This window comes from Streptomyces hokutonensis (assembly GCF_000376565.1).
GTDB lineage: Bacteria > Actinomycetota > Actinomycetes > Streptomycetales > Streptomycetaceae > Streptomyces > Streptomyces hokutonensis.
Map to the genome: position 1 here is coordinate 205057 of NZ_BARG01000044.1, position 22491 is coordinate 227547.

20 protein-coding genes and 1 pseudogene are annotated in these 22491 nt (G+C 69.8%); 18 read left to right on the top strand and 3 right to left on the bottom strand.

Features of this window, described 5'->3' with window-relative positions; genetic code table 11:
* Positions 1–142: 142 nt before the first annotated feature.
* Positions 143–403 carry a hypothetical protein gene (locus SSP08S_RS27195; RefSeq protein ID WP_019070799.1) on the bottom strand — a complete coding sequence of 87 codons (261 nt, stop codon included), beginning with the start codon at positions 401–403 and terminating at the stop codon, positions 143–145.
* A gap of 234 nt (positions 404–637) precedes the next feature.
* On the opposite strand from SSP08S_RS27195, the gene SSP08S_RS27200 reads away from it, so the two are divergent.
* Both SSP08S_RS27200 and SSP08S_RS27205 read left to right on the top strand, forming a co-directional pair.
* Positions 638–1249, top strand: coding sequence for a DUF1269 domain-containing protein (locus SSP08S_RS27200; RefSeq protein ID WP_019070800.1), 612 nt, complete (start codon positions 638–640; stop codon positions 1247–1249).
* Between the two features lie 274 nt (positions 1250–1523).
* Complete coding sequence (locus SSP08S_RS27205) at positions 1524–3833, top strand: FdhF/YdeP family oxidoreductase (protein ID WP_026178860.1); 2310 nt, start codon at positions 1524–1526, stop codon at positions 3831–3833.
* 66 nt (positions 3834–3899) lie between these two features.
* Here SSP08S_RS27205 and SSP08S_RS27210 read toward each other — a convergent pair whose 3' ends face one another.
* The gene (locus SSP08S_RS27210; RefSeq protein ID WP_043259708.1) at positions 3900–5126 is read right to left on the bottom strand and encodes a PucR family transcriptional regulator; all 1227 of its coding nucleotides are present in this window, start codon (positions 5124–5126) and stop codon (positions 3900–3902) included.
* Between the two features lie 175 nt (positions 5127–5301).
* On the opposite strand from SSP08S_RS27210, the gene SSP08S_RS58290 reads away from it, so the two are divergent.
* From SSP08S_RS58290 to SSP08S_RS27260, 10 genes and pseudogenes are all read left to right on the top strand, one after another.
* Positions 5302–6045, top strand: a complete 744-nt coding sequence (locus SSP08S_RS58290; RefSeq protein ID WP_078532537.1) for an AMP-binding protein — start codon at positions 5302–5304, stop codon at positions 6043–6045.
* Positions 6042–6176 (top strand): hypothetical protein, encoded by a 135-nt coding sequence (locus tag SSP08S_RS64250; RefSeq protein ID WP_019070804.1) that lies wholly within the window; start codon positions 6042–6044, stop codon positions 6174–6176. Before SSP08S_RS58290 ends, SSP08S_RS64250 begins: the two co-directional genes overlap by 4 nt.
* A complete protein-coding gene (locus SSP08S_RS61900) occupies positions 6173–6313 on the top strand; it encodes a hypothetical protein (protein ID WP_019070805.1) in 141 nt (46 codons plus the stop codon). The genes SSP08S_RS64250 and SSP08S_RS61900 overlap by 4 nt, the downstream gene beginning before the upstream one ends.
* A 44-nt stretch (positions 6314–6357) precedes the next feature.
* Positions 6358–7425 (top strand): glycosyltransferase family 4 protein, encoded by a 1068-nt coding sequence (locus tag SSP08S_RS27230; protein ID WP_051105996.1) that lies wholly within the window; start codon positions 6358–6360, stop codon positions 7423–7425.
* Between the two features lie 207 nt (positions 7426–7632).
* Entirely contained in the window at positions 7633–7875 is a 243-nt protein-coding gene (locus tag SSP08S_RS56060) for a hypothetical protein (protein ID WP_019070807.1), read from the top strand.
* Between the two features lie 159 nt (positions 7876–8034).
* Positions 8035–8175: a hypothetical protein gene (locus SSP08S_RS62585; protein ID WP_019070808.1), complete on the top strand. Its 141-nt coding sequence runs from the start codon at positions 8035–8037 to the stop codon at positions 8173–8175.
* Positions 8176–8198: 23 nt separating this feature from the next.
* A pseudogene (locus tag SSP08S_RS59605) lies at positions 8199–8645 on the top strand (RNA polymerase sigma factor); the annotation flags it as partial.
* Between the two features lie 466 nt (positions 8646–9111).
* Complete coding sequence (locus tag SSP08S_RS27250; protein WP_026178863.1) at positions 9112–9321, top strand: hypothetical protein; 210 nt, start codon at positions 9112–9114, stop codon at positions 9319–9321.
* Between the two features lie 259 nt (positions 9322–9580).
* Entirely contained in the window at positions 9581–11548 is a 1968-nt protein-coding gene (locus tag SSP08S_RS27255) for a Stk1 family PASTA domain-containing Ser/Thr kinase (RefSeq protein WP_019070811.1), read from the top strand.
* A gap of 223 nt (positions 11549–11771) precedes the next feature.
* On the top strand, positions 11772–12674 hold the full coding sequence (locus SSP08S_RS27260; RefSeq protein WP_019070812.1) for an LmeA family phospholipid-binding protein: 903 nt from the start codon (positions 11772–11774) through the stop codon (positions 12672–12674).
* A 77-nt stretch (positions 12675–12751) separates the two neighbouring features.
* Here SSP08S_RS27260 and SSP08S_RS27265 read toward each other — a convergent pair whose 3' ends face one another.
* Positions 12752–13387 carry a TetR/AcrR family transcriptional regulator gene (locus SSP08S_RS27265; protein ID WP_019070813.1) on the bottom strand — a complete coding sequence of 212 codons (636 nt, stop codon included), beginning with the start codon at positions 13385–13387 and terminating at the stop codon, positions 12752–12754.
* Positions 13388–13522: 135 nt separating this feature from the next.
* Here SSP08S_RS27265 and SSP08S_RS27270 point away from each other — a divergent pair, with 135 nt between their 5' ends.
* From SSP08S_RS27270 to SSP08S_RS56065, 6 genes are all read left to right on the top strand, one after another.
* Positions 13523–14668: a VOC family protein gene (locus tag SSP08S_RS27270; protein ID WP_026178864.1), complete on the top strand. Its 1146-nt coding sequence runs from the start codon at positions 13523–13525 to the stop codon at positions 14666–14668.
* Positions 14665–15603: a fumarylacetoacetate hydrolase family protein gene (locus tag SSP08S_RS27275; protein WP_019070815.1), complete on the top strand. Its 939-nt coding sequence runs from the start codon at positions 14665–14667 to the stop codon at positions 15601–15603. The genes SSP08S_RS27270 and SSP08S_RS27275 overlap by 4 nt, the downstream gene beginning before the upstream one ends.
* A 19-nt stretch (positions 15604–15622) precedes the next feature.
* The gene (gene mhpA / locus SSP08S_RS27280) at positions 15623–17221 is read left to right on the top strand and encodes a bifunctional 3-(3-hydroxy-phenyl)propionate/3-hydroxycinnamic acid hydroxylase MhpA (RefSeq protein WP_019070816.1); all 1599 of its coding nucleotides are present in this window, start codon (positions 15623–15625) and stop codon (positions 17219–17221) included.
* Entirely contained in the window at positions 17218–19212 is a 1995-nt protein-coding gene (locus tag SSP08S_RS27285) for an acetoacetate--CoA ligase (protein ID WP_019070817.1), read from the top strand. Before mhpA ends, SSP08S_RS27285 begins: the two co-directional genes overlap by 4 nt.
* A gap of 134 nt (positions 19213–19346) precedes the next feature.
* Positions 19347–20885, top strand: coding sequence for an MFS transporter (locus SSP08S_RS27290; protein ID WP_019070818.1), 1539 nt, complete (start codon positions 19347–19349; stop codon positions 20883–20885).
* Positions 20886–21086: 201 nt separating this feature from the next.
* Positions 21087–22133 (top strand): alpha-amylase family glycosyl hydrolase, encoded by a 1047-nt coding sequence (locus SSP08S_RS56065; RefSeq protein WP_019070819.1) that lies wholly within the window; start codon positions 21087–21089, stop codon positions 22131–22133.
* The last annotated feature ends 358 nt before the right edge of the window (positions 22134–22491 follow it).

Here is a 22491-nt window from a genome sequence, read left to right on the forward strand (position 1 = left end):
CCTGGTGCAGAATCCGGGTCGGCCATGGATTCCTATGGACTTCCCGCGGGATGTTCAATCCGGTACGCAACAATCACCATTCCGCGTGAGACGGGGGGAGCGATGCAGCACAAATGCGGTGCCCCGCTCAAGCGGTCCGGTCTCAGCCGGACCACGCGGACGCGGCGGCCCGGGCGTCGACCTCGGCGAACGCCCGGTCCAGTTCCACGAGCAGATTCGCGGTCGTGCCGAACAGCGCCTGCGTGCGGGGATCGGCCAACCACGCGACGTCGTCACGCAGTTGAACGGCCAGATCCCGCAACCGGGCCCGTGCCCGCGCCACCGGTGACCCGCCATCGCTGTCGTCGGCGCATCCCCTGGCGCAGCCACCGGCTGTCGCGAACCGAAGCTCCTCATCGGTCATGCCGGGCTCCTTTCACAAGCGCTCCCCGCCCGACGGAAACGATGCGGCCACGCTATCGCCGGGTGTCACTCACGACACCTTGTCGCGCCAACACTGGCATGCACCACAAAGGATGTTGTCGCACTGACCAAACCTGTCACCGTCATGAACAAATCAGGGACGGCATGCTCTAGCTTCTGTGCAGTCGGCCGACAGATTTCACGTTTCTGCACCTCCGGAATCCATGGAGAAATCATGAGTGAAACGAAATCCCGGAACGTGATCGCGATTCGGTTCGCCGATGACGACAAGACATACCGCGCACTGGCGCTGCTGAAGAACGCCGATACCGATGGTCTCGTCGACGTCCACGCCGCCGTCGTGATCGAACGGAGGGCTGACGGCACCCTTGAGATCATGGACGGAACCGGCCAGGTGACGGCGGCGGGTGTGACCAAGGGCAGCCTCATCGGCCTGCTCGTGGGCCTTCTGGGCGGGCCGTTCGGAGTCCTGCTGGGCTGGGGCGCGGGCGCCCTGGTCGGTGGTGTCATCGATGCGCACAAGGCATCCGACACCGACGCTGCCATCAGCGAGCTGGCCAGGACCGTTCTGCCGGGGCGGAACGCGCTGATCGCCGATGTCACCGAGGTGCGGGAGAGCGTCATCGACACCGATGTCGCCGCGGAAGGCGGCACGGTGGTCCGGCGCCCGGCTCACGAGGTCCTGGACGAGTACGAGGCCGCCGGCGCGGCGGCCAAGGAGGCCCAGGCCGCCGCGGCCGACAGACTCCGTGCCGAGAAGCGCGCCGAACACCGCGAGGAGTTCCACGAGCGGTTGGAAAAGATCAAGGACAGGATCCATCTCTGATCGTTTCACGAGGCCGGCTCCAAAACGGACAAACTCTTCACAGGCCGGCCGCCCGAACCGGTTGCCGAAACAGCCCGCCCCGGGGCCTCGCCGCGGAGACAGGACGGCGCGGCACCCGCCTCCCACGGCAATCCGCCCGAGGCGCCCTCCCGAACTCGAAGCGGTCCGCCGGCACCACGGCCGGTACACCGCATGCATCGCTTGATCCACCGGCATAGCCTGAAAAACAGTGACGGCCATCGGCCCATGCCCGGGTCGCGAAGGGGTGAGACCTTTGAACGCCTCCGATGACGACCAGCAAGAGCCGGAGCCCCGGGTGGGACCCGTTCCGGCGGAGAAACCGCGATTCAGCCCCTACCATCACCCCGCGGCGGGCTGGGGGGCCGCCAAGAGCGTGACCCGGGTGCTGGTGAGCGAGGGCGCGCTGGTGGACGGGCCACGGGCGATCATGCGGATGAACCACGAGAACAAGGGGTTTGACTGCCCGGGATGCGCCTGGCCGGATGACACCAAGGGCCTTCACCTGGACATCTGCGAGAACGGCATCAAGCACGTCACCTGGGAGATGACCCGCAAACGGGTCGGCCGCGAGTTCTTCGCCGCCCACTCGGTGACCGAGCTGTCCGGCTGGAGCGACTTCGACCTGGAGGACCAGGGCCGGCTGACCGAACCGATGGCCTACGACCCGGAGTCGGACCACTACGTCCCCATCAGCTGGCACGACGCGTTCGAGCTGGCCGGCCGCGCTCTGCGTGAACTGGACGATCCGAACCAGGCGTCGTTCTACACGTCCGGCCGCCTCGGGAACGAGGCCACCTTCCTGTACCAGTTGATGGCCCGTGAACTGGGCACGAACAACCTGCCCGACTGCTCGAACATGTGCCACGAGGCGAGCGGTCGCGCCATGCAGGCGTCCTTGGGCACCGGCAAGGGGACCGTCGACCTGAAGGACTGGGAGGCCACCGACGCCCTGTTCATCATGGGCGTCAACGCCGCCTCGAACGCGCCGAGGATGCTCACCGCCCTCGCCGAGGCATACCGTCGTGGCGCCCAGATCGTGCACGTCAACCCGCTGGTCGAAGCAGCCGCCACCCGCACCATCGTGCCGCACGACTTCACGGACATGGCCCTCTTCAAGGCGACCCGGACCAGCACCCTGAACCTTCAGCCCCGCGTCGGCGGCGACATGGCGCTCCTGCGCGGCATGGCCAAGGCGGTCCTGGAGTGGGCCGGAACCGATCCCAAGGCCGTGGACCAGGAGTTCATCGACCGGCACACGGCGTACTTCGACGAGTACCGGGCGGTGTGCGAGGCCACGTCCTGGGAGGAGATCGAGCATCAGTCCGGTGTCGGCCGGGACGACATCCTCAAAGCGGCCCGGGTCTACCGTGACGCCGACCGCAGCATCGTCAGCTGGTGCCTGGGCGTCAGCCAGCACGAACACGGTGTCGACACCGTCCGGGAGATCGTCAACCTCCTTCTCCTGCGCGGGAATCTGGGCCGGGAGGGAGCCGGACCGTCACCGGTGCGAGGGCACAGCAACGTCCAGGGCAACCGGACGTGCGGCATCGACCACCGGCCCACCGAGGAGTTCCTGGACCGCCTGGCCGAGGTCTGCAAGATTGACCCGCCCCGCGAGCACGGCCTGGACACCGTCGCCACCATCCAGGCGATGCACCGCGGCGAGGTGAAGGTGTTCGTCGGCATGGGCGGCAACTTCGCCCTCGCCGCACCCGACACCGTCTACACCTACGAGGCCCTGCGCATGTGCGACCTCACGGTCCAGGTGAGCACCAAGCTGAACCGCAGTCACCTCGTCCACGGCCGGCGGGCGCTCATCCTGCCGTGCCTGGGCCGGACCGAGAAGGACCACCAGAAAGGCGGCATCCAGAGCACCTCGGTCGAGGACTCGATGAGCATGGTCCACCTCTCCGTCGGCATGAAGCGCCCCGCCTCGCCGCACCTGCTCTCCGAGCCCGCCATCATCGCCGGCATGGCCCGCGCGGCCCTCCCGGACAGCAACACGCCCTGGGAGTGGTACGTCGAGGACTACGACCGCATCCGCGACACCATGGCCCAGGCCCTCGACGGCTTCGAGGACTGCAACCGCCGGGTGCGCCTGCCGCTCGGGTTCCGCATCAAGCAGCCCGCCCGCGAACTGGTCTTCCTCACCCCGACGGGCCGCGCCGAGTTCTCCACCGCCACCCTGCCCGACGTGGTCCCCGCCCCGGGCACCCTGGCGCTGGGCACCATGCGCTCCCACGACCAGTGGAACACGACGATCTACTCCGACAACGACCGCTACCGGGGCATCAAGAACCTGCGCACACTCGTCTTCATGAACCAGGACGACATGCGGGAACGGGGCCTGTCCGAACTCGACCCGGTCGACATCACCAGCACCGCCAAGGACGGCAGCCACCGTCACCTCAACGGCTACCTGGCCATTCCCTACGACATCCCCCGCGGCTGCGCGGCCGGCTACATGCCGGAGATGAACGTACTGTGCGCGATCGGCGACTACAGCACCCAGAGCGACCAGCCACTGATGAAACACGTCAAGGTCACCATCACCGCCGCCTGAGATACGGACTCGATGGCGTACAGCCGACAGGGCAACGACGGGGTGTCTCCAGCTCGCAGCGGTCCGTCAGGGAGTCAGAGGTGGCGGGCGCTGCTCCAGGAGGGTGGGGAAGGTGCCCACGGCGTCGAGTGCCATGGAGAGTTCGGCGACGATCCTCGGGTCGTCCAGGGGACCGCGCAGGAACTCCTCCAGGCGGTGCATGCGATAGCGCACCGTGTTCTGGTGGCAGTACAGAGCCCGTCCCGCCTCGGCCGCCGATCCGTGTGCTCCGAGCCATGCCCGGGCGGTGGCGAGCAGAGTGGTGCGGTCGTCCTCGGGCAGGGAGAGCACGCCGCCGAGAATGCGGTGGACGGCGCGCTGAGTGGTTTCCAGGTTGTGCATCACCAGTTCCGTCAGAGGTGTGTCGTCGAGCTGGCGCACCGCCGCACAGCCTGGGGACAGTGACTGCGCAGCGACTTGCGCGTACCGCAGCGCACGGCTCGTCTGGTCGAGACGGTCGTAGAGCGGGCTCACGCCCACGCGGCCTGTCGCGACGGCGCGTACGGCATCGAGGATCCGTTCCACCGGCTGCCGTTGCGGGCAGGAGAGCACCCCTGTCTCGGAACTCGGCTGCGCACGCCACGCCGATCCGACGTCGAGGGCTCGTAACTGGCTGTCCAGTCCCGGCAGTGGCGGATCGCCGACGGTGAGGGCCTCGGCGGTCACGACGAGAAACGATCCCTGGAACGGGAAGTCGAGCATGCGTGCGACTTCCCAGATGGTGTCGCTGTCCGAGGAGGGCCCGTCGATCAGCTCGGCGACCAGGGCGGAGCGGCGCCGGTCGGTCTCCACCATCCGTTCCGCGAGCGTTTCCCGGTAGGCGTTGGTGAGGACCGAGGACTGCGCGTCGGCGATGTCCCAGATCTGCCCCGCCGATTCCAGGAGCGCGTCGGGCGCGTCTCCGCCCAACTTCCTGGCCTCAAGGAGGAGTTGCTCCCAGAGGTGTTGGGCGCCCAGGCGGTAGGCACGCAGGATCTCCGGCAACGGCGCGTTCTGCAGGGCGCGTTTGCGGCCCGTCTCCGCGGGCCCGGACAGGTCGATCGACGGCACGTCGGGGTCGGCCAGGTAGCTGATGGAGCCATGGAAGTTGTGGCGCATGGACGCGCGCAGGTCCTCCGGGCGCACCACCATCGTTCGGTAGAACTCAATGTTCTCGTAGGTCAGTTCGGCCATCTCCGCGGCGATGGCATCGAGCCTGCCGAGCAGGATCTTGGCCAGCTCGGCCACCAGGCGTCTGGGCGCTGTCACGTGCACGTGGCCGAGCCTAGGGCAGCGTCAGGCACGGGTTTCTCGCCAACGACTGAGTCCCTGCTCGGTCGTTGTCGACGGGCACAGAAAAGGGTGTCGATGACGACATGGTGTCCGGCAGGTCCTTGTTGCGAGGATCGTCACGTAAAGATCAGACCTGCGTGCATGAAAGCGACCTGACGTGAGCAATCTCGCCACTGCCCTGGCGGAAGCGGCCGAACGACACCCACAGCGACCGGCGGTGCGCGTCGACGAGAGTGTCCTGAGCTATGCCGAGTTGGACGAGCTCAGTGCCCGGGTGGCCGGCGGACTGCTCGCCCACGGCGTGCGCCCCGGCGATCGCGTGGGGATGAGACTGCCCAATGTCCCGGCCTTTCCCGCCCTCTGTTTCGGTGCTCTGCGCGCCGGGGCGATCGTCGTGCCGCTCTACCCCCGGCCCCGGCTGCTTGCGCCGCGGCCCCGGGGCACCGCCTGCGGTGCACGACTTGTCTTCCATGCATCAGACGCCGAGCGGGCCCAGGAAGCCGAGACGGGTGACACGACGCTCGTACCGATCAGCCCCGCTTTCCTCGACCAGGTGGCCTTCTGGCCCCACCACCCCGCCGTGGTCGACCGTGCCGATGACGACCCGGCAGTCATTCTCTGCACGGGGGAAGCCGTCAAGGGTCCGTGGGGCACCGTGCTCACGCATGGCGCAATGCACAGCAATCCGGCCCTGACCGCCAGGGTGCTGTTCGACGAGGCAGCTGTGGACGACGCCTCGGAATCTGTGCCGGCATTCCCCTGCGACGGCCGGACCTACGGCCTCAGCGCGGTGCTCCTGGCCACGGCATGCCTGCCTGCGGGACCAACACCCCCCACACCGGCCGCACCCGACGAGTCAGCCGCCACGACGCTTGCACCCGACGCCGGGAGCGGGCGTTGACGCTCCGGCGGCAGGTCCTGACCGTGCTCAAGGAGAGCGACATCCTCGACGATGCCGAGCGGGCAGCCCTCGTGGCCGCCCGCGCCGCCCAGCTCGCCGCGGGCGACAACCCACCCCCAGCGAGGTCATGACCGTGGCGTTCCAGGAGTTCGCGTTCGTCATCGACACCGATCAGACCCGCCCCGCCCGGCATGAATCCGGGCCGGCCGCAGGGAACCCGGACCGGCTGTACGGCCTGTACGAGGAGATCCAAGGAGACCCCCGGTGAACCCCGCTGTCCCCCCACCGTCGCGGCCCCTGGCCGCGACCTTCATGGACCTGCCCGCAGGCAGCCCCGGCGGCAGCGCCGGACGCTACCTCAGTCTCTATACCGGCGAGAGCCCTCTCATTCCGGCCCGTGCCTTCATGCTCGCTCCCACCGACCCCCGCTTCCGCCTCCCGGGCGGACTGCACCTGCTGTCGGTGGCAGGCAAGTGCCTTCACGGCCCGGCCTTCGGCCGCTACGTCCTCGCCCTGCGCAGGGCTCTCACGGCCGCACTCGACCCGGCCCGGATCGGCGTCCTGCACCTGCAGCACCTCACCTTCGGCGCCACCCCGGCCCTGATCAGGGCCCTCCCCGCGCACCCGAGGATCGCCCTCGTCCACGGCACCGACCTGATCTGCGCCAGGACGCACCGCGACCAGATGCAGATCCTGCGCGAGACCGCACGGGCCGCCGATGCCATCGTGGTGCCCACCGCTGCGATGGCCGACCTCCTGCTCAAGCTCGCCCCGATCGACCGCCGCAAGATCACTCACATCCCGTGGGGCATCCCCGACCACCTGCTGACCGCGCCGCCTGCCAGGCCGCCCCGTTCGCCGACGAGCCATCTGCGACTGCTGTACGCAGGACGACTGACCGCCGAGACGGGCGCCGCACACCTGGTCAGCCTGGCCGCGATCCCCGGTGTCGAGTTGAGCGTCGCCACCCCCCAGACCCAGTTCCAGGCGCTGGCTCCGCTTCTGCAGCGCACCGGGATGCGGATCCGCTACCTCGGCTGGCTGCGCCGCCCACAGCTGTGGCGGTCCTTCACCGAGCACGACGTGCTCGTGAAGCCGGCGCTCGCACCGGAGACCATGGGGTTGGTGACCCTCGAAGCCCAGGCTTGCGGGCTGCCCGTCCTCTACCAACCGGTTCCGGGCCTCACCGAGACCCTGGCCGGCTCCGGGATGGCGACCGACTTCACCCGCACCGCTCCCCTCGCCCGCGACATCGAGCGCCTGCGGACCGCCCCCGGACTGTTGACCGCCCTGCGGCAGGCCGGATACGCGAATGCCGCCCGCTACCCCCTCTCCGCAACCGCACACGCCCTGGACGAACTCGGCCGCCAGCTCACCTGACGGTCTCTCCAGCCTGCCCCCGGCGCAGTTGTCGACCGCTGGAGGCTTGGCCACGACGCCGAGTCCAGCTCCTGGGGCCAGCAGCCTCAGTTCCCCCATCCGAGGTGTCCCGACGACGACAGCCGCCGCGACACCGCCCACCGCACGGCCTGGCCCGCCCAAGGCACTGGGCTGACCGGCGGGCAGCCGACGGCGAACAGGAAGACCGTGACGTACGCAGGCCAATCCGATGACCCAAACGGCTTCGAGCCCGACGGGGCCACGACGACGATGTGGTTCACGCCCGTCACCCGTGTGTGGCGCAGTGGCAATGAAGCGGTTCTGCGTCCCGACCTGGAGCCGATCTTCACCGAACTCGCCCGGCAGTGGGAGACAGCCGGTCGGTTCGTCCCCGGACGGGCGGATGAGGAGTGGACGGCAATCGCCCGCCGCTACCTCCGGCCGAGCTGACCCGCATGCGTGACACGTACCCGTGCCCGGCATCGGGTTCATCCGCGTACAGGCCCGGCGATCGCGCGCGACGGCGCCTCGCTGCCTGAGCACTGACACAAAACCATGCCGGGGCTCCCCACCGTGGCAGGAGACAGACCCGTAGCCCCACAACTCCGCATGCTGGGCACCATCGGAGAGGAGGACAAGTGCCAAAGGCTGTACGAGGATCTCGACACCGGAGACACCGTCGTGCAGAGCTGCCCCGTCACCGACCACGACGATGTCGCCCAGATTCAGAACGTCCTTGACGGAGAGTAGTCGTTTGGCGGGGGCTTTTCGCGATGAGTGTTGCCGGGTGGGACGAGTCACTCGTTGGCAGTGACGTAGGTTCGGGAGGCATCGGCTCCACGAGGGTGCCAGGCTGGGGAGGACGCCTCCCTCGGGGGCCCGACCCTATCGAGGCTGCCATTGCGGATCAGGGTGGCGATCCCGGCGAGGGCGGTGTGCTGGAGCTGCCGGCGGCCGACGTCTCGCTGATCGAGCGGATGCGCGCCGGCGACGACACGGCGTACGAGGAGCTGTACCGGCGCCACGCGGACGCCGTGCGCCGTTACGCCCGCACCTGCTGCCGGGACGCGCACACCGCCGACGACCTGACCGCCGAGGTCTTCGCCCGCATGCTCCAGGCGGTGCGCGGCGGTTCCGGGCCCGAGCACGCCGTACGCGCCTGTCTGCTGACCTCCGTCCGGCGCGTCGCCGCGAACTGGACGAAGTCCGCGAAGTGGGAGTGTACGTCCGGGCCGTAGGTGACAGCGCGGACCTGAAGACGTGAGCGGGGTGGGCCGTTGGCGTCCTCCGAGTACCCCACCTGTGGAGTGCGTTGCGATCCTTGAGCCGGTGGCCAAGCTGTCCTGACCTGTGGTTTTGTGCGTGCGCAGTATGCGCGGTGCGGGCGTCATTCGACGCTCGTCCTGATGGTGTGTCAGGTGGCTTGTGCTGCTGGTCGGGCGGCTTGTGGTGGCGAGGGAACGGGCGGCTCTTCCGTCGGCCGCCCCAGAAGGGCGACTTGGTGCTGTCCGTGCTGGGTGAGGATCCCCTGGACTTGTCAGGCGCGCTCGTCGGCCGGCACCTGCCCTGCAGGGCAGGTGTGCGTCCTTGAGGAGTGCACCGTCTGCGGCGGAGCGTGCGCTGGTGACGTTCACTTCGTACCGCTGGGTCGGCTAAACGGTCCCGGGATCGCCGGCCCGGGGCTTCGTGGCCGGCCGTCGTGGCCCGCTTTCGGTGTGGATCGGGTCAGGGCTGGAAGCGAGGGCGGTCGCACTGCCGGAGGCGGTCACCACCGGGACCCTGGAGGGCGGCGGCGGGACCCGGGTCGCCTTCACCGCGCTGATTGTGGCCGGAGTGTCGGAGGGGCGGGTGACTGTCGCGCTGGCTGTGACCGTGGAGTCCGCGGCTGACGACTGAGCCGTCGGCGCCGTCGCACCAGACATGTGAGCGATCTTGCCCGCCCCGGGCTCTGCCGGGGCGGAGTCGTCTGCTGCCGTTGTGTCGTCCAGGCGGAGCCCGGAACGTGAACCGTGATGAGCGTCTCATGCTCTGTACCCCACCGGACACCATAATTGCTCGCTAGTGTGCAAGTATCTTTCTGCTCCTGGCTGCATGGGCGGCGCGGCTGTCGCGTCAGATCCCGGCCCTGACTTCCGACCCTCTGTGGAGAAGCGCAGTGAACCTCGGCGGACCAGACGACCTGACGCTTCCCCAGCAGGGGCACCCGGTGGCCCTCATCGGTGGCCGGTACGAGCTGCGACACCTGCTCGGCTCCGGCGGTATGGCCGAGGTGCATCTCGCGCACGATCTCCGGCTCGACCGCAGTGTGGCTGTGAAGACCCTGCGCGGCGACCTCGCCCACGAACCGGCGCTTCAGGAACGGTTCCGGAGGGAGGCGCAGTCCACCGCTTCGCTCAACCATCCCGCCATCGCAGCGGTGTATGACACGGGGGAGGAGGTGGCTTACGGCGGGTCCCGGTTGCCGTACCTCGTGATGGAGTACGTCGACGGGACCACCCTGCGCGACGCCCTGCACTCCGGGCCGCCGATGACCGCCGAACGGGCCCTCGCGGTGACGGCCGGAGTCCTGCGGGCCCTGGCCCACTCCCATCAGCACGGCATCGTGCACCGGGACATCAAACCGGCCAACGTCATGCTGAACTGGGCCGGAGATGTCAAGGTCATGGACTTCGGGATCGCCCGGGACGCCCGGGACGTCGGCATGACGCAGACGTCGGTCGTGATCGGGACCGCCCAGTACCTCTCGCCGGAACAGGCGATGGGACGGGAGACCGACGCGCGGTCCGACCTGTACTCCATCGGCTGCCTGCTGTACGAACTGCTGACCTTCCGCACGCCGTTCACCGGCGAGACGCCGATGGCGTTGATGTACCAGCACATCCAGGAAGTCCCGCGCCCGCCGAGCCTCTACAACCCGGAGGTCGGACCCCAGGTGGACGCGATCGTCCTGCGCGCCCTGGAGAAGGATCCCGGATATCGCTACCAGTCCGCCGAGCAGATGCTCGACGACGTCGAGGCGTTCCTCGGTACGGGCCCGCGCATGTCGGGCGCCGAACCCCCGCCGGTGGAGGGCGACTTCCCGTACGACGCCGCCGACCAGGAGGAGGAGAGCGGTCGGCGCAGGGGAACCGTCGTGCTGATCACGGTGGGCGTCGCCGTCGTCGTCCTGGCTTTGGTAGTGGGCTGGTTCATGTTCGGGCGTGGTGCGGCAGACGACGGCAGGACCGACGTGCCCGACCTTGTGGGCCAGAGTCTGGAGGAGGCGCGGCGTACCGCGGAGAACGTCGACCTCACCGTCACCGTCGACAAGCGCGAGCCTTGCGCGGACCAGCCGAGTGGCCACATCTGTGAGCAGAGCCCCGCGAAAGGGGAGCTCGCCAAGGGCGAGGCGGTCTCGGTCACCGTGTCCACCGGGGCGCCCAAGGTCGAGGTGCCGGACGTCACGGACAAGGACGAGGACGACGCGTCCCGGATCCTGGAGGACAAGGGATTCAAGGTGAAGCTCCGGCACGTCACATCCGGCAGCGAGGATCCCGGAACCGTCCTCAAACAGGACCCGGAGGGCGGTGAGAAGGCCGAGAAGGGCACCGAAATCACCCTCACGGCGGCCAAGGAGGCACAGCAGGCGACGGTCCCGGACCTCACGGGTGCGACCGTGAGCGAGGCCCGGAAGCTGCTGGCCGCACAGGACCTGAAACTGGGCAGTACGACCGAGGTCGAGAGCGACGCCGAGCCGGGGACCGTGGTGGGACAGAGCGTCGCTTCCGGCGACGAGGTCGAGCCGGGTACGGCGATCGGCGTGAAGATCGCCAAGGCCGTGCAGACCGTGCAGATCCCCACCGACATCGTCGGCAAGACCCTTGCCGAGGTCCAGGACGAACTGGACGCGCTCGGCCTCCAGGTCGCCGTCGCCACCGGATACTCCCAAGCGTCCGACGCGGTGGTGACGTCGAGCACTCCAGCCGCGGGGAGCGAGGTGGAGGCGGGAAGCACCGTGGTCGTCGTCACTCAGGACGCCGGCAAGGACCAGTCGGACGGGGGCGCGACGCCGGGCGGAGACACGAGTGGTGGCACGGAGACCACGGCGCGTCAGTTGCCGCCGGTCCTCCCGATCCCGAGATGACGCCCGGCCGGGTGGACGCCCGTCGGCGACGCGCGCCATCAAGGCCCACCTGCTGGCCCCCTGACCATGGTCAACTCCGGGATCCGGGCCGACGACGGCACCGTCGCCACCGCCGTCCCGATCGCCGCCGGAGTCGACCAGTGCCGCCGCCGCGGTCCGCCGCCCGCACGGAACCAGGCCGCTCCACTCGCCCCACCGACCCCAATGAAGGAGGGCATCGCCCTTGTCCACGTCCCGGCACAGGCACGACGACGGCTCGCAGTACGAGCCCCACTACCCCTCTTATGACAGCTACGGCTACGGCTACGGCTCTCAGGACGAGGCCACTCTGTATGAACCGTACGCATCGCCCGGGCTCCGGCGGAGTCGGCGGCACCCCCTCGCTGTCGCGACCACCGCTCTTGTCGCGCTGGCCGTCCTTTCCGTTGCCGTCGACCGGGTCGTAGCAGCACGCATAGAGTCACGCACGGCCAAGGCGTTCCAGGAGGGCATGGACACGCCTCTGCCTCCGCAGGTCCACGTCCGAGGCTTCCCCGTCCTGACCCAGGCGGCCTCCGGAACCCTGCGGCACGTGGACATCACCGCTCACGACATACCGGCCCAGGGGGCCACCCGCCCACTGCCGGTATCCGAACTCTCCCTCCGGCTCCAGGGGTTGACGAAGTCGGAGGACGACAGTGAGGCACGGGCCGACAGTGCCGAGGCGACCGCCTTCCTGTCCTACACGGACGTGTCGAACACCCTTGGGCTGGAGATCTCCCAGGGCAGCCGCCCGGGTCAGGTGAGCGCGGTGGTCCTCGTCCCCCTCGGGAAGCAGGTCACTGTGACGACGACCGTTACGGCGGCCTCGGGCAATCGCATCGCCTTCAAGGACTTCGACGTCACGGCCGGTGCGCTGCCTGCCCCCGGGAGCGCCGCGCTGGACAAGGTCTTCGAGCAGCCCATCCAGCTGCGGAACATCCCCCACGGCCTGCACCTGCGCTCGGTCACCACCACGACCGACGGCCTGATCGCCCACTTCTCGGGTCACTCGGTCACCTTCCGAGCCGACGACGCCTCGCAGGACAGCGCCGGAGGATCCGACGCTGTGGTTCGGAGGGTTTCGACTCTCCGACTCGGCCGGTGACGTTCGCCGTTCCTCGCGGGACGGACCGTGCGTTCACCACGACGGAGTCGAGCCCGCCGTGCGGCGGTGTCGACCACTCAGCCCAGGTCGGGCAGCGGTCGACGGGCGACCTCGTGGGCGTCGTCCGGTGGTACGCCCAGCATGCGCAGGACCATCTCGGCGAGACTGACCGCGGCCTCGTCACCGTCCAGTTCGGGGCGGGCGAACCGCAGCTCCACCAAGGACAGCAGGGTCCCGCCCAGCGCGGAGAGGGCCACGACCGGCTCGACGTCGGTGAAGCGGCCTGAGGCGATGCCGACCTGAAGATCGCGCAGCGCGCGGGTCGCCAGGCCGTTGTCCGAGTAGAGGTGGCCGAGACCGCGCCGGCGCAGCACCTGCATGAGCTCCGGGTGGGAGTCGGCCATGCGCGCGCTGAGCCGGAAGCCGGCCGTGACGAGTTCCGCGGGGTCGTCGATCCCGTTCAGCCGCTCGTCGAAGGTCTGGCCGAATTCCTCCAGGGCGTCCGCCACCGCTGCCTCGAACAGCTCCGTCTTGGACTCGAAGTGGTTGTAGAAGGAGCCGAAGCCGACGTCGGCGCGTTCGGCGATCGCCTGGATGCTGACGCTGGTGTCCCCGGTCTCGGCGAGTATCTGCCGGGCGGCGCGGACGAACGCTCTGCGGGTTTCGGCGCGGCGCCGTTCGAACCGGTTGCCGGGCGGGGCTGAGGTGGACATGGGCCGAGTCTAGCTGCGGTTCCAGGGCCGCCACAGTTCTGATGAATTCATCACTTGCTCTCGCTCCAGCTATTGACGATGCTTCCGTCAAAGCTGATGATTTCCTCATTACGGCAATGTTGCTCGGAGGACACCATGTCTGGAACACGCGTGGCCCAAGCCGCCGTCGCGACGCCCCACCAGGACCTTCACAGCGCGCGGGGTGCCCTGCGTGGCGAGCACTCCGGCCGGTCCCGGAACCCCGTGATCAAGGTCGCCGACCTGGCCTGGCTGGAGTTCGAGAAGCCCGACCTGGACCGGGCCGAGGTCTTCGCCCGTGACTTCGGCTTCGGCATCGCGGCTCGCACGGATCGGGAGCTGTGGCTGCGAGGCACGTTCGCGGGCTCGCCCTGCATGGTGATCCGGCGCGGTCGTACGTCGCGTTTCATCGGCCCGGCGTTCCGTGCCGCCGAGCGGGCCGACCTGGACCGGCTGGCCCGGGCGACGGGGACGGACGTGCGGGAGTCGGACGTGCCCGGCGGCGGCAAGGCGGTCGGTCTGCTCGACCCGTCCGGCTTCCCGGTGCGGGTCGTGCACTGTGCCGAGGCCCTGCCGACGCTGCCTGGGCAGCAGCCGTTGCTCCTCAACTTCGGTACGGATCACCGTCGTACGAACCTCATGCAGCGTCCGCCCCGGGAGCCGTCCCGGATTCAGCGACTGGGCCATGTGGTGCTGGAGACACGGGTGTTCGGCCGGGCCCTGGACTGGTACCTGGACACGCTCGGGATGATCGTGTCCGACTTCCTGTTCCTGGACGGACAGCGCGAGCGGGGTCCGACGATGGCGTTCATCCGCTGCGACCTGGGCGGCGTGCCGGCCGACCACCACACGCTGGCCATGCACCTGGGGCCCGGGACGGGGTATGTGCACTCCGCCTACCAGGTCACCGACCTGGACTCGATCGCCGCGGGTGGTGAGTACCTCAACGAGCGTGGATACAAGCGGAGTTGGGGCATCGGACGGCACATCCAGGGCAGCCAGCTCTTCGACTACTGGCGCGACCCCGACCACTTCATGCTGGAGCACTTCGCCGACGGCGACCTGTTCTCCCGTGATGTCGAACCCGGCTGGGCACCGATGTCGGCGAGCGGACTGGCCCAGTGGGGGCCGCCGGCCACCCGTGACTTCCTGGGCGCCAGTCCGTCCCCCGCCAGGGTCCGCGAGGTGCTGCGTGCCCTGCGCGGCGACAACGAACTCGATCCCGCACGTCTGCTGGGCCTGATGAAAGCGATGAACTCATGAGCACCAACGTCCTGCGCACCGCCGACGGTTGGTGGGTGGTGCGCAACGCGCGCGCCGTCCGTGTCGACACCAAGGCCGTCACCACCGCCGAACTGCTGGCCGACCGAGCCGCTGTCGGTGAGGCCGCCGGCTCCGGCGAGGCAGGCACCCCCGTGGCCGACCTGGTCGCCCTCTCCCCGGTCACCACGCCCTGCCGGGTGGTCGCCCAGATGGTCAACTACCGCAGCCACGCCCGCGATTCGGGCTTCACCGGCGACATCCCGCCCGCCTTCTTCCGCAAGGCGTCCGGTTCGGTCAGCGGTCCCGGCGACGCCATCGTCCGGCCGTCGCATGTGAACTTCCTCGACTACGAGGTCGAACTCGGGCTGGTCATGGGGGCATCGCTGCCGGTGGGCACCGTCGTCGAGGAGCGGGACCTCCCGACGTACGTCGCCGGGCTCGTCGTCACGAACGACGTCAGCGCGCGTGACGTGCAGTTGACCAAGACGCAGTTCTACGAGAGCAAGTCGTACCCCACCTTCACGCCGACCGGCCCCCACCTGGCGCTGCTGGAGCCGGAGGACTTCGGTCATCTCCTCGATCTGCGGCTGAAGTTGAGCGTCAACGGTGAGCTGCGTCAGGACCGCACCCTCGCCGACATGATCGTCCGCCCGGCGCAGGCCCTCACCCTGCTGGCCCGGTTCCAGACCCTCGACCCCGGCGACCTGCTGCTGACCGGCACCCCCGGCGGCACGGCCCTGAAGGCCCCGCCCAAGGCGGTCGAGAAGATCGGCGCGCTGCTGCCGCCCGCCGTGAAGTGGAGGGCGTTCTTCAAGACCCAGGCCAAGAACCCCCACTACTTGCACCAGGGCGACGTCGTCACCGCCACCATCGCCACCCCGGACGGCCGGATCGACCTGGGCGAGCAGCGCACGCCCGTGGCCGACGCGAACTGAGACCCGAAGTGAGCCGCACATGACCGCCGACCAAGCCGTACGACCGGACTCCGCCGAGCACGTGCCGGTCGTGATCGTCGGAGCCGGGCCCGTGGGGGTGACCGCCGCCCTGCTGCTCGCCCGGCACGGGGTGAGGACCGTCGTCCTCGAACGCCACCACGACCTCTACCCCCTGCCCCGCGCCGTCGCCACCGACGACGAGGTCCGCCGCATCCTCCAAGCCGCCGGAATCGCCGACGAGTTCGCCGCCGTCGCCCGCCCCGCGCGCGGACTGCGGCTGCTGGACGCCCGCCACCGCGTGATCGCCGAATTCCGGCGCTCACCGCAGGGCCACCACGGCTACCCGCAGACCAGCATGTTCGACCAGCCCGAACTGGAACGGCTGCTGCGCGAGGCGCTCGCCCGCCGGCCGGAGTGCGAGCTGCGGGGCGGAGCGGAGGTGACGGCGGTCGGACAGCACGGCGACGGGCCGGTGCGCGTCGCCTACCGCGACGACGACGGCGAGCACCTGCTCCTCGCGGACGCCGTCCTCGGCTGCGACGGCGCGGGCAGCCTCACCCGCGACGCCATCGGCGCGCGGTGGGAGGACCTTCGCTTCGAAGAACACTGGACCGTCATCGACGTGACGACGAAAGCCGCCGTCCGCTGCTGGGAAGGCGTCGACCAGGTCTGCGACCCGCACCGCCCGGCGACCTTCATGCGCATCGGCGAGGACCGCTACCGCTGGGAGTTCCGGCTGAGGGAGGGGGAGGAGCTCGACGGTGAGCGGCTGCGCGAGCTGGTCGCCCCCTGGGTCGACATCTCCCGCGTCGACGACTTCCACGTCGTCCGGCAGGCGCAGTACACCTTCCGGGCCCGGATCGCCGACCGCTGGCGCCGGGGCCGCGTCTTCCTTCTCGGCGACGCCGCCCATCTCACCCCGCCGTTCGTCGGACAGGGCCTGTGCTCGGGACTGCGCGACGCGCACAACCTGAGCTGGAAACTCGCCCGCGTCCTTCAACAGGGCGGCGACGAGCGGCTGTTGGACACCTACGAGCGGGAACGCAAGCCGCACGCCCGCCATCTGATCCGCCTCGCGGTCGCCACCGGCTGGGCGATGACCGGTGGCCAGGACCGCGCCGCCGCACTGCGCCGCACCGCCGTCGCCGCGGCCTGCCGCATACCGGGGGTGACGGGCAGGGCGAGCCGGGACCTCGGCCGCCCGCTGCCCACAGGTCCGCTGGTGCGCCGCAGCCGACTCGGCGGCACCTCCTGCCCACAGCCCCGGGTGACGACCGAGGACGGACAACACCTCCGCTTCGACGATGTCCTCGGGGACTCCTTCACCGTGCTGACCGCGGTGCCGCTGTCGCCCGCACCGCGCGCGCTCACCGACGGACTCGGCGCCCGGGTCGTCGACGTCCACGAGTCCGGCGACGACGGCACCCTCGCCGCCTGGCTGCGCGCCGGCCACGCCGACGCCGTCCTGCTGCGCCCCGACCGCGTCGTCCTGGACGTCGTCCCGGCGGGCGGCGGCGACTTCACCGACACCGCCGCCTGGGCGCCCCTGCTCTGCACCACCCGCGGGCCCGTCGAACAGCCCGCGTCCACCCCGCTGCCGAGGAGCACCGCGCGATGACCACGCCGTACGCGAACCCGTCCTGGACCCCCGACCCGGAAGCCGCCGCGCGCAGCCGGATCGCGGACTTCGGCCGCTGGGCCGCCCGGCGCCGGGGCGTCGAGACCGACCTCACCGACTACCCCACCCTGCACCGCTGGTCGGTCACCGACCTGGAGGGCTTCTGGGGCGCGGTCTGGGAGTACTTCGACGTCGACGCGGACACGCCGTACCAGAGGGTGCTGGCCGACGAGAGGATGCCCGGCGCCCGCTGGTTCCCCGGCGCCACCCTCAACTACGCCCACCACGCCTTGCGCGACCTCGCCGACGACGACGTGGCGATCGTCGCCCTCGACGAGACCGGCTCCGGGTACGAGGTGACCGGGAAGCGGCTGCGCTCCCAGGTCGCTTCCGTTGCCGCCACCCTGCGCGACCTGGGAGTGGGCCGTGGCGACCGGGTCGTCGGATATCTCCCCAACACCCCGCACGCGATCGTCGCGTTCCTCGCCGCCGCGAGTCTCGGCGCCGTCTGGTCGGTGTGCGGGCAGGACTACGCCCCCACGGCCGCCGCCGACCGTTTCGCCCAGCTCGAACCCACCGTCCTGATCGCGGCCGACGGCTACCTGTTCAACGGCACCACCTACGACCGCCGCGAGGCCGCCCTCGAACTCGCCCGCGCACTGCCGACGTTGAAGGCGACAGTCCTCGTCGACCACGTGGGCCTGCCGGGGCTCTCGTCGAACTACCCGTCGCTGGTCCTTCCTTGGGAGGAGACGGCGACGCGCACCGAACAACTCACCTGCACCCCGGTGCCGTTCGACCATCCCCTGTGGGTCGTGTTCTCCTCCGGTACGACCGGTCTGCCCAAGGGCATCGTCCACGGCCACGGCGGCGTCCTCCTTGAGCACCTGAAGACCCTCGGCCTCCAGTCCGACCTGGGCCCCGGCGACCGCCTCCTCTGGTACACCACCACCCACTGGATGATGTGGAACCTCGTCGTCTCCACGCTCCTGACGGGTGCCACGACCTGCACGTACGACGGCAGCCCGGCCCTGCTGACCCGGCCCGACATCCTCTGGCAGCTGGCGGCCCGGCACCGCGTCACGCTGTTCGGCACCAGCCCTCAATACCTGCTGGGCATGGCCAAGTTCGGCATCGACCCGTCGGTGCACGACCTGTCGTCGATCCGTGCGGTCGGCTGCACCGGCTCCGCGCTGCCCGCCTCCGCCTACCCCTGGGTCGGCGAGCACCTCGGCGCACACGTCCAGCTCGCCTCCATCAGCGGCGGCACCGACGTCGTCTCCGGCTTCGCCGGCGGAGCACCCACCGTCCCCGTGCGGGCCGGCGAGTTGTCCGCGCCCTACCTCGGCGTGGCGCTGGCCGCGTACGACGAGGAGGGCCTGCCGGTCGTGGACCGGGTCGGTGAGCTGGTGGTGACCCGCCCGATGCCGTCGATGCCGCTGTACTTCTGGAACGACCCCGACGGCAGCCGCTACCGCGACGCCTACTTCTCCACGTACGACGGCGTGTGGCGGCACGGCGACTGGATCACCCTCACCTCCCACGGCTCGGTGATCGTGCACGGCCGCTCCGACTCCACCCTCAACCGGCATGGCGTACGTCTGGGCAGTGCCGACATCCACGACGTCGTCGAGCGACTGCCGGAGATCGCGGAGGCGCTGGTCATCGGCGCGGAGGAGCCGGACGGCGGGTACTGGATGCCTCTGTTCGTGGTCCTCGTGGCCGGTACCGAACTGGACGACGCCCTGCGCGACCGCATCCGCGAGGCCATCCGCACGGGCGCCTCTCCCCGGCACGTCCCCGACGAGATCATCGAGGTGGCGGGCATCCCGCACACCCGCACCGGCAAGAAGCTGGAGGTCCCGGTCAAACGCCTGCTCCAGGGCGCCCCGGCCGACCAGGTCGTCAACCCGGCCGCTCTGGACGACCCTGCCCTGATCGCGTACTACGCCCGTCTCGGTGCCGAACGGCGCGCCCAGCGACGCGGGTAGTCCGGATGTACCCCGGCCTTCGTGTAGTGGTGACCGTGCCGCTCCGAGCCTGAACGAAGCATGGTCAAGTTTGATATTTTCATCAGGATTCCCGTACTGACTCACTGTCCGACCCAGCACCCACTGAGGCCCCCATGACCACCACCCCCCACACGGAGACGGCCCCGTCCGTCGCCACCGGCCGCGCCGGAACCCGCGGTGTCCTGTTCGCGATGTGCCTTTCACTCGTTCTGGTCGTCGCGTCGGTCTCCGCGCTCAACCTCGCCCTGCCGGACCTGGCCATCGACCTGTCGGCGTCCAACAGCGCCCTGACCTGGATCGCCGATGCCTACACCGTCGCGCTGGCCGCGTTCGTACTGCCGCTCGGTGCGACCGGGGACCGCCTCGGCCGCCGCAACGTGCTCGTCGTCGGCACCGTCGTCTTCGGTGCGGCCTCCCTGGCAGCCTCCTTCGCCGACTCCACGACCACCCTCATCGTCTGGCGGGCCGTCATGGGCCTCGGCGCCGCGATGATCATGCCGGGCACGCTGTCCACCATCACCGCCGCCTTCCCGCCCGAACAGCGCGCCAAGGGCGTGGCCACCTGGTCGGGGTTCGCCGCCGCGGGCGCCATCATCGGGATGCTCGCGGCAGGTGCGCTGCTGGAGCAGTTCTCCTGGCGGTCGATCTTCGTCGCCAGCGCCGCCGTCGCGCTGGCCGCAGCGCTCAGTGCGGTCCTGCTGGCCCCCAACACCAAGGACGCCCATCCCCACCGGCCCGATGTGGCCGGCGCGGTGACCACGGCCCTGGCCATCGGCACCCTCGTGTACGCCATCATCGAGGGCAACGAGCGGGGCTGGACGGAACCGGTGGTGATCGGCGCCTTCGTCGTCACGGCCGTGTCCTTCGCCGCCTACGCCTATCTCGGCCTGCGCACCGAACACCCTCTGCTCGACCCGGCCCTGTTCGGCATCCGCGGCTTCCGCGCCGGTGCCATCACGGTCCTGGTGCAGTTCATGGCCGTGTTCGGCTTCTTCTTCGTCGGTCTGCAGTACCTGCAACTCATCCTGGACTACAGCCCGTTGAAGGCCGCCGTCGCCCTCGTTCCGGTCGCGCTGGCGGTACTGCCCGTCTCCCTGCTCACCCCGCACCTGGTCCAGCGGGTCGGCATGAAGGCCGTCATGTCCGTCGGCCTGCTCCTGCTCGCCGCCGGCCTGTTCCTGATCTCGTTCCTCGACGTCGACTCCGGGTACCTGCCCTTCCTCGGCGGCCTGGTCCTGGCGGGCTTCGGCATCGGCCTGAGCGGCGCCGTGGGCACGGCGGCCATCACCGGCTCCCTCGGCAGGGGACAGCAGGGCGTCGCCTCGGCCATGAACGACACCACCCGCGAGGTCGGTTCGGCGGTCGGCATCGCCCTCATGGGTTCGATCTACGGCAGTCACTACCGCTCCTCGCTCCCCGACTCGGTCGCCCAACTCCCCGCCGACGCGGCCGAGTCCGTACGCCACTCGGCAGCCGCCGGCCTCTATGTCGCCGACCGGCTCGGCACCCGGGGCACGGCTCTCGCCGACGGCGTCAAGTCCGCGTTCATGGACGGCTTGTCGGCCTCTCTGATCGCGGTGAGCGTTGTCGTACTCGCCGCTGCGGTCGGCGCCCTGCTGCGAGCACCGAAGACACCGCCGACGGCCGACTGACCCAGATCTTCGCGCCTTGGGCCGAGGCGGGTCGCGTGTGGGGAGGTCGGCGGGGTTGGAATCTGGGAATCCAGCCGGAGTTACGGGCAGTCGGAGGCAAGGTCGGCGGCGTCTTCAAGGCGCCGACATGGCCTGGCTCGCCACCACCGGCGCCAACAAGTCGTGCAACCCTGCACAACTCCCATCTGGCCTGGTGCAGGTTTGGGCGTCGACGGCTTCCGCATCGACGTCGCCCACGGCATGGTCAAGGACCCCGCCCTCCCGGACCTCGGCCTGACCGAGTTCTCGGTCCTCACCGGCGAGGGCCAGCAGGACCACCCCCACTGGGACCGCGACGGCGTCCACGACATCTTCCGCAACTGGCGAGCCATCGCCGACAGCTACCCCACCCCCCGCGTCTTCGTCGCCGAGGCCCACGTCCGCCCCGGCCGCATGCCGCACTACCTCCGCCCGGACGAACTCCACACGGCCTTCAACTTCGACTTCCTCAAGTGCCCTTTGGACGCGGGCAAGTTGCGCGAGGTCATCGACCGCAGCATCACCACCCTCGCCACCGTCGGCGCCCCCGCCACCTGGGTCCTCTCCAACCACGACGAGACCCGCCACGTCACCCGCTACGGCCGCGCCGACACCGGCGTCCAGGCCCTCTTCCGCAACCAGCCCATCCCCAGCGACCTCGCTCTCGGCACCCGCCGAGCACGGGTGGCAGCCCTGCTGATGTTCGCCCTGCCCGGAAGCGCGTACATCTACCAGGGCGAGGAACTGGGCCTCTACGAAGTCGAGGACATCCCGGAATCCGCCCTCCAGGACCCCACCTGGGAACGCTCCGGCCACACCGTCCGAGGCCGCGACGGCTGCCGCGTTCCCCTCCCCTGGACCGGCGACACCCCATCCTTCGGCTTCAGCACCTCCCCGACCGTCACCCCCTGGCTGCCCCAACCCCCGGACTGGAAGACCTGCACCGCCGAAGCCAACCAGGCCGATGCCACCTCCATGCTCCAGCTCTACCGCTCCGCCCTCCGTCTGCGCCGCACCGAACAGGGCCTTCAGGGCGAGGACTTCCACTGGCTCGACACCCCGCCCGGCACCCTCCTCTTCGAACGCGGCAACGGCATCCTGTGCGCGGTCAACCTCTCCGATCAGCCGATCCCACTCCCCGACACCACCACCACGCTGCTGGCCTCCGGCCCCCTGACCAAGGACGGCCAGCTGCCCCCGGACACCACGGCCCTGCTCCGCCGGGACTGACCCGGTCCCCGAAGCCGCCAGGGCCTGTCCGGTACTACTCCCCGCTTACCGGACAGGCCCTGGTCCTTCGCTCGCCCAGTCTGGCTCTCTGAAGGGGGGAGCGGTTCGTCGGCCGTGACGCTCGTTTGACGCTCCGATCCTCTTACGACCCTTTGGCGGAACCGAAAAACAGCCCTTGACCTGCGAGCTGCGTGAAGTCCCGTCACGGCGGGTGACGCCGCGACAGGCGACAAACGATCCTGGGCCCTGTCCTGGATGGACCGGCCGGCTTTCCTTTTCCGCCGCCTTTCGGGAGCGCGGATAGGGGGCCAGTAAGGGTAGGCGGCGCGTAGTCGACTCCGTAACGTATGGCTCGCCC

What these genes read in the sequence shown, in the direction of transcription:
- SSP08S_RS62585 (WP_019070808.1), top strand. Translation starts at nt 8,035, where the DNA reads ATGCTGGGCACCATCGGAGAGGAGGACAAGTGCCAAAGGCTGTACGAG.
- SSP08S_RS27290 (WP_019070818.1), top strand. Translation starts at nt 19,347, where the DNA reads ATGACCACCACCCCCCACACGGAGACGGCCCCGTCCGTCGCCACCGGC.
- SSP08S_RS27285 (WP_019070817.1), top strand. Translation starts at nt 17,218, where the DNA reads ATGACCACGCCGTACGCGAACCCGTCCTGGACCCCCGACCCGGAAGCC.
- mhpA (WP_019070816.1), top strand. Translation starts at nt 15,623, where the DNA reads ATGACCGCCGACCAAGCCGTACGACCGGACTCCGCCGAGCACGTGCCG.
- SSP08S_RS27275 (WP_019070815.1), top strand. Translation starts at nt 14,665, where the DNA reads ATGAGCACCAACGTCCTGCGCACCGCCGACGGTTGGTGGGTGGTGCGC.
- SSP08S_RS27270 (WP_026178864.1), top strand. Translation starts at nt 13,523, where the DNA reads ATGTCTGGAACACGCGTGGCCCAAGCCGCCGTCGCGACGCCCCACCAG.
- SSP08S_RS61900 (WP_019070805.1), top strand. Translation starts at nt 6,173, where the DNA reads ATGACCGTGGCGTTCCAGGAGTTCGCGTTCGTCATCGACACCGATCAG.
- SSP08S_RS27200 (WP_019070800.1), top strand. Translation starts at nt 638, where the DNA reads ATGAGTGAAACGAAATCCCGGAACGTGATCGCGATTCGGTTCGCCGAT.
- SSP08S_RS27230 (WP_051105996.1), top strand. Translation starts at nt 6,358, where the DNA reads ATGGACCTGCCCGCAGGCAGCCCCGGCGGCAGCGCCGGACGCTACCTC.
- SSP08S_RS27195 (WP_019070799.1), bottom strand. Translation starts at nt 403, where the DNA reads ATGACCGATGAGGAGCTTCGGTTCGCGACAGCCGGTGGCTGCGCCAGG.
- SSP08S_RS27265 (WP_019070813.1), bottom strand. Translation starts at nt 13,387, where the DNA reads ATGTCCACCTCAGCCCCGCCCGGCAACCGGTTCGAACGGCGCCGCGCC.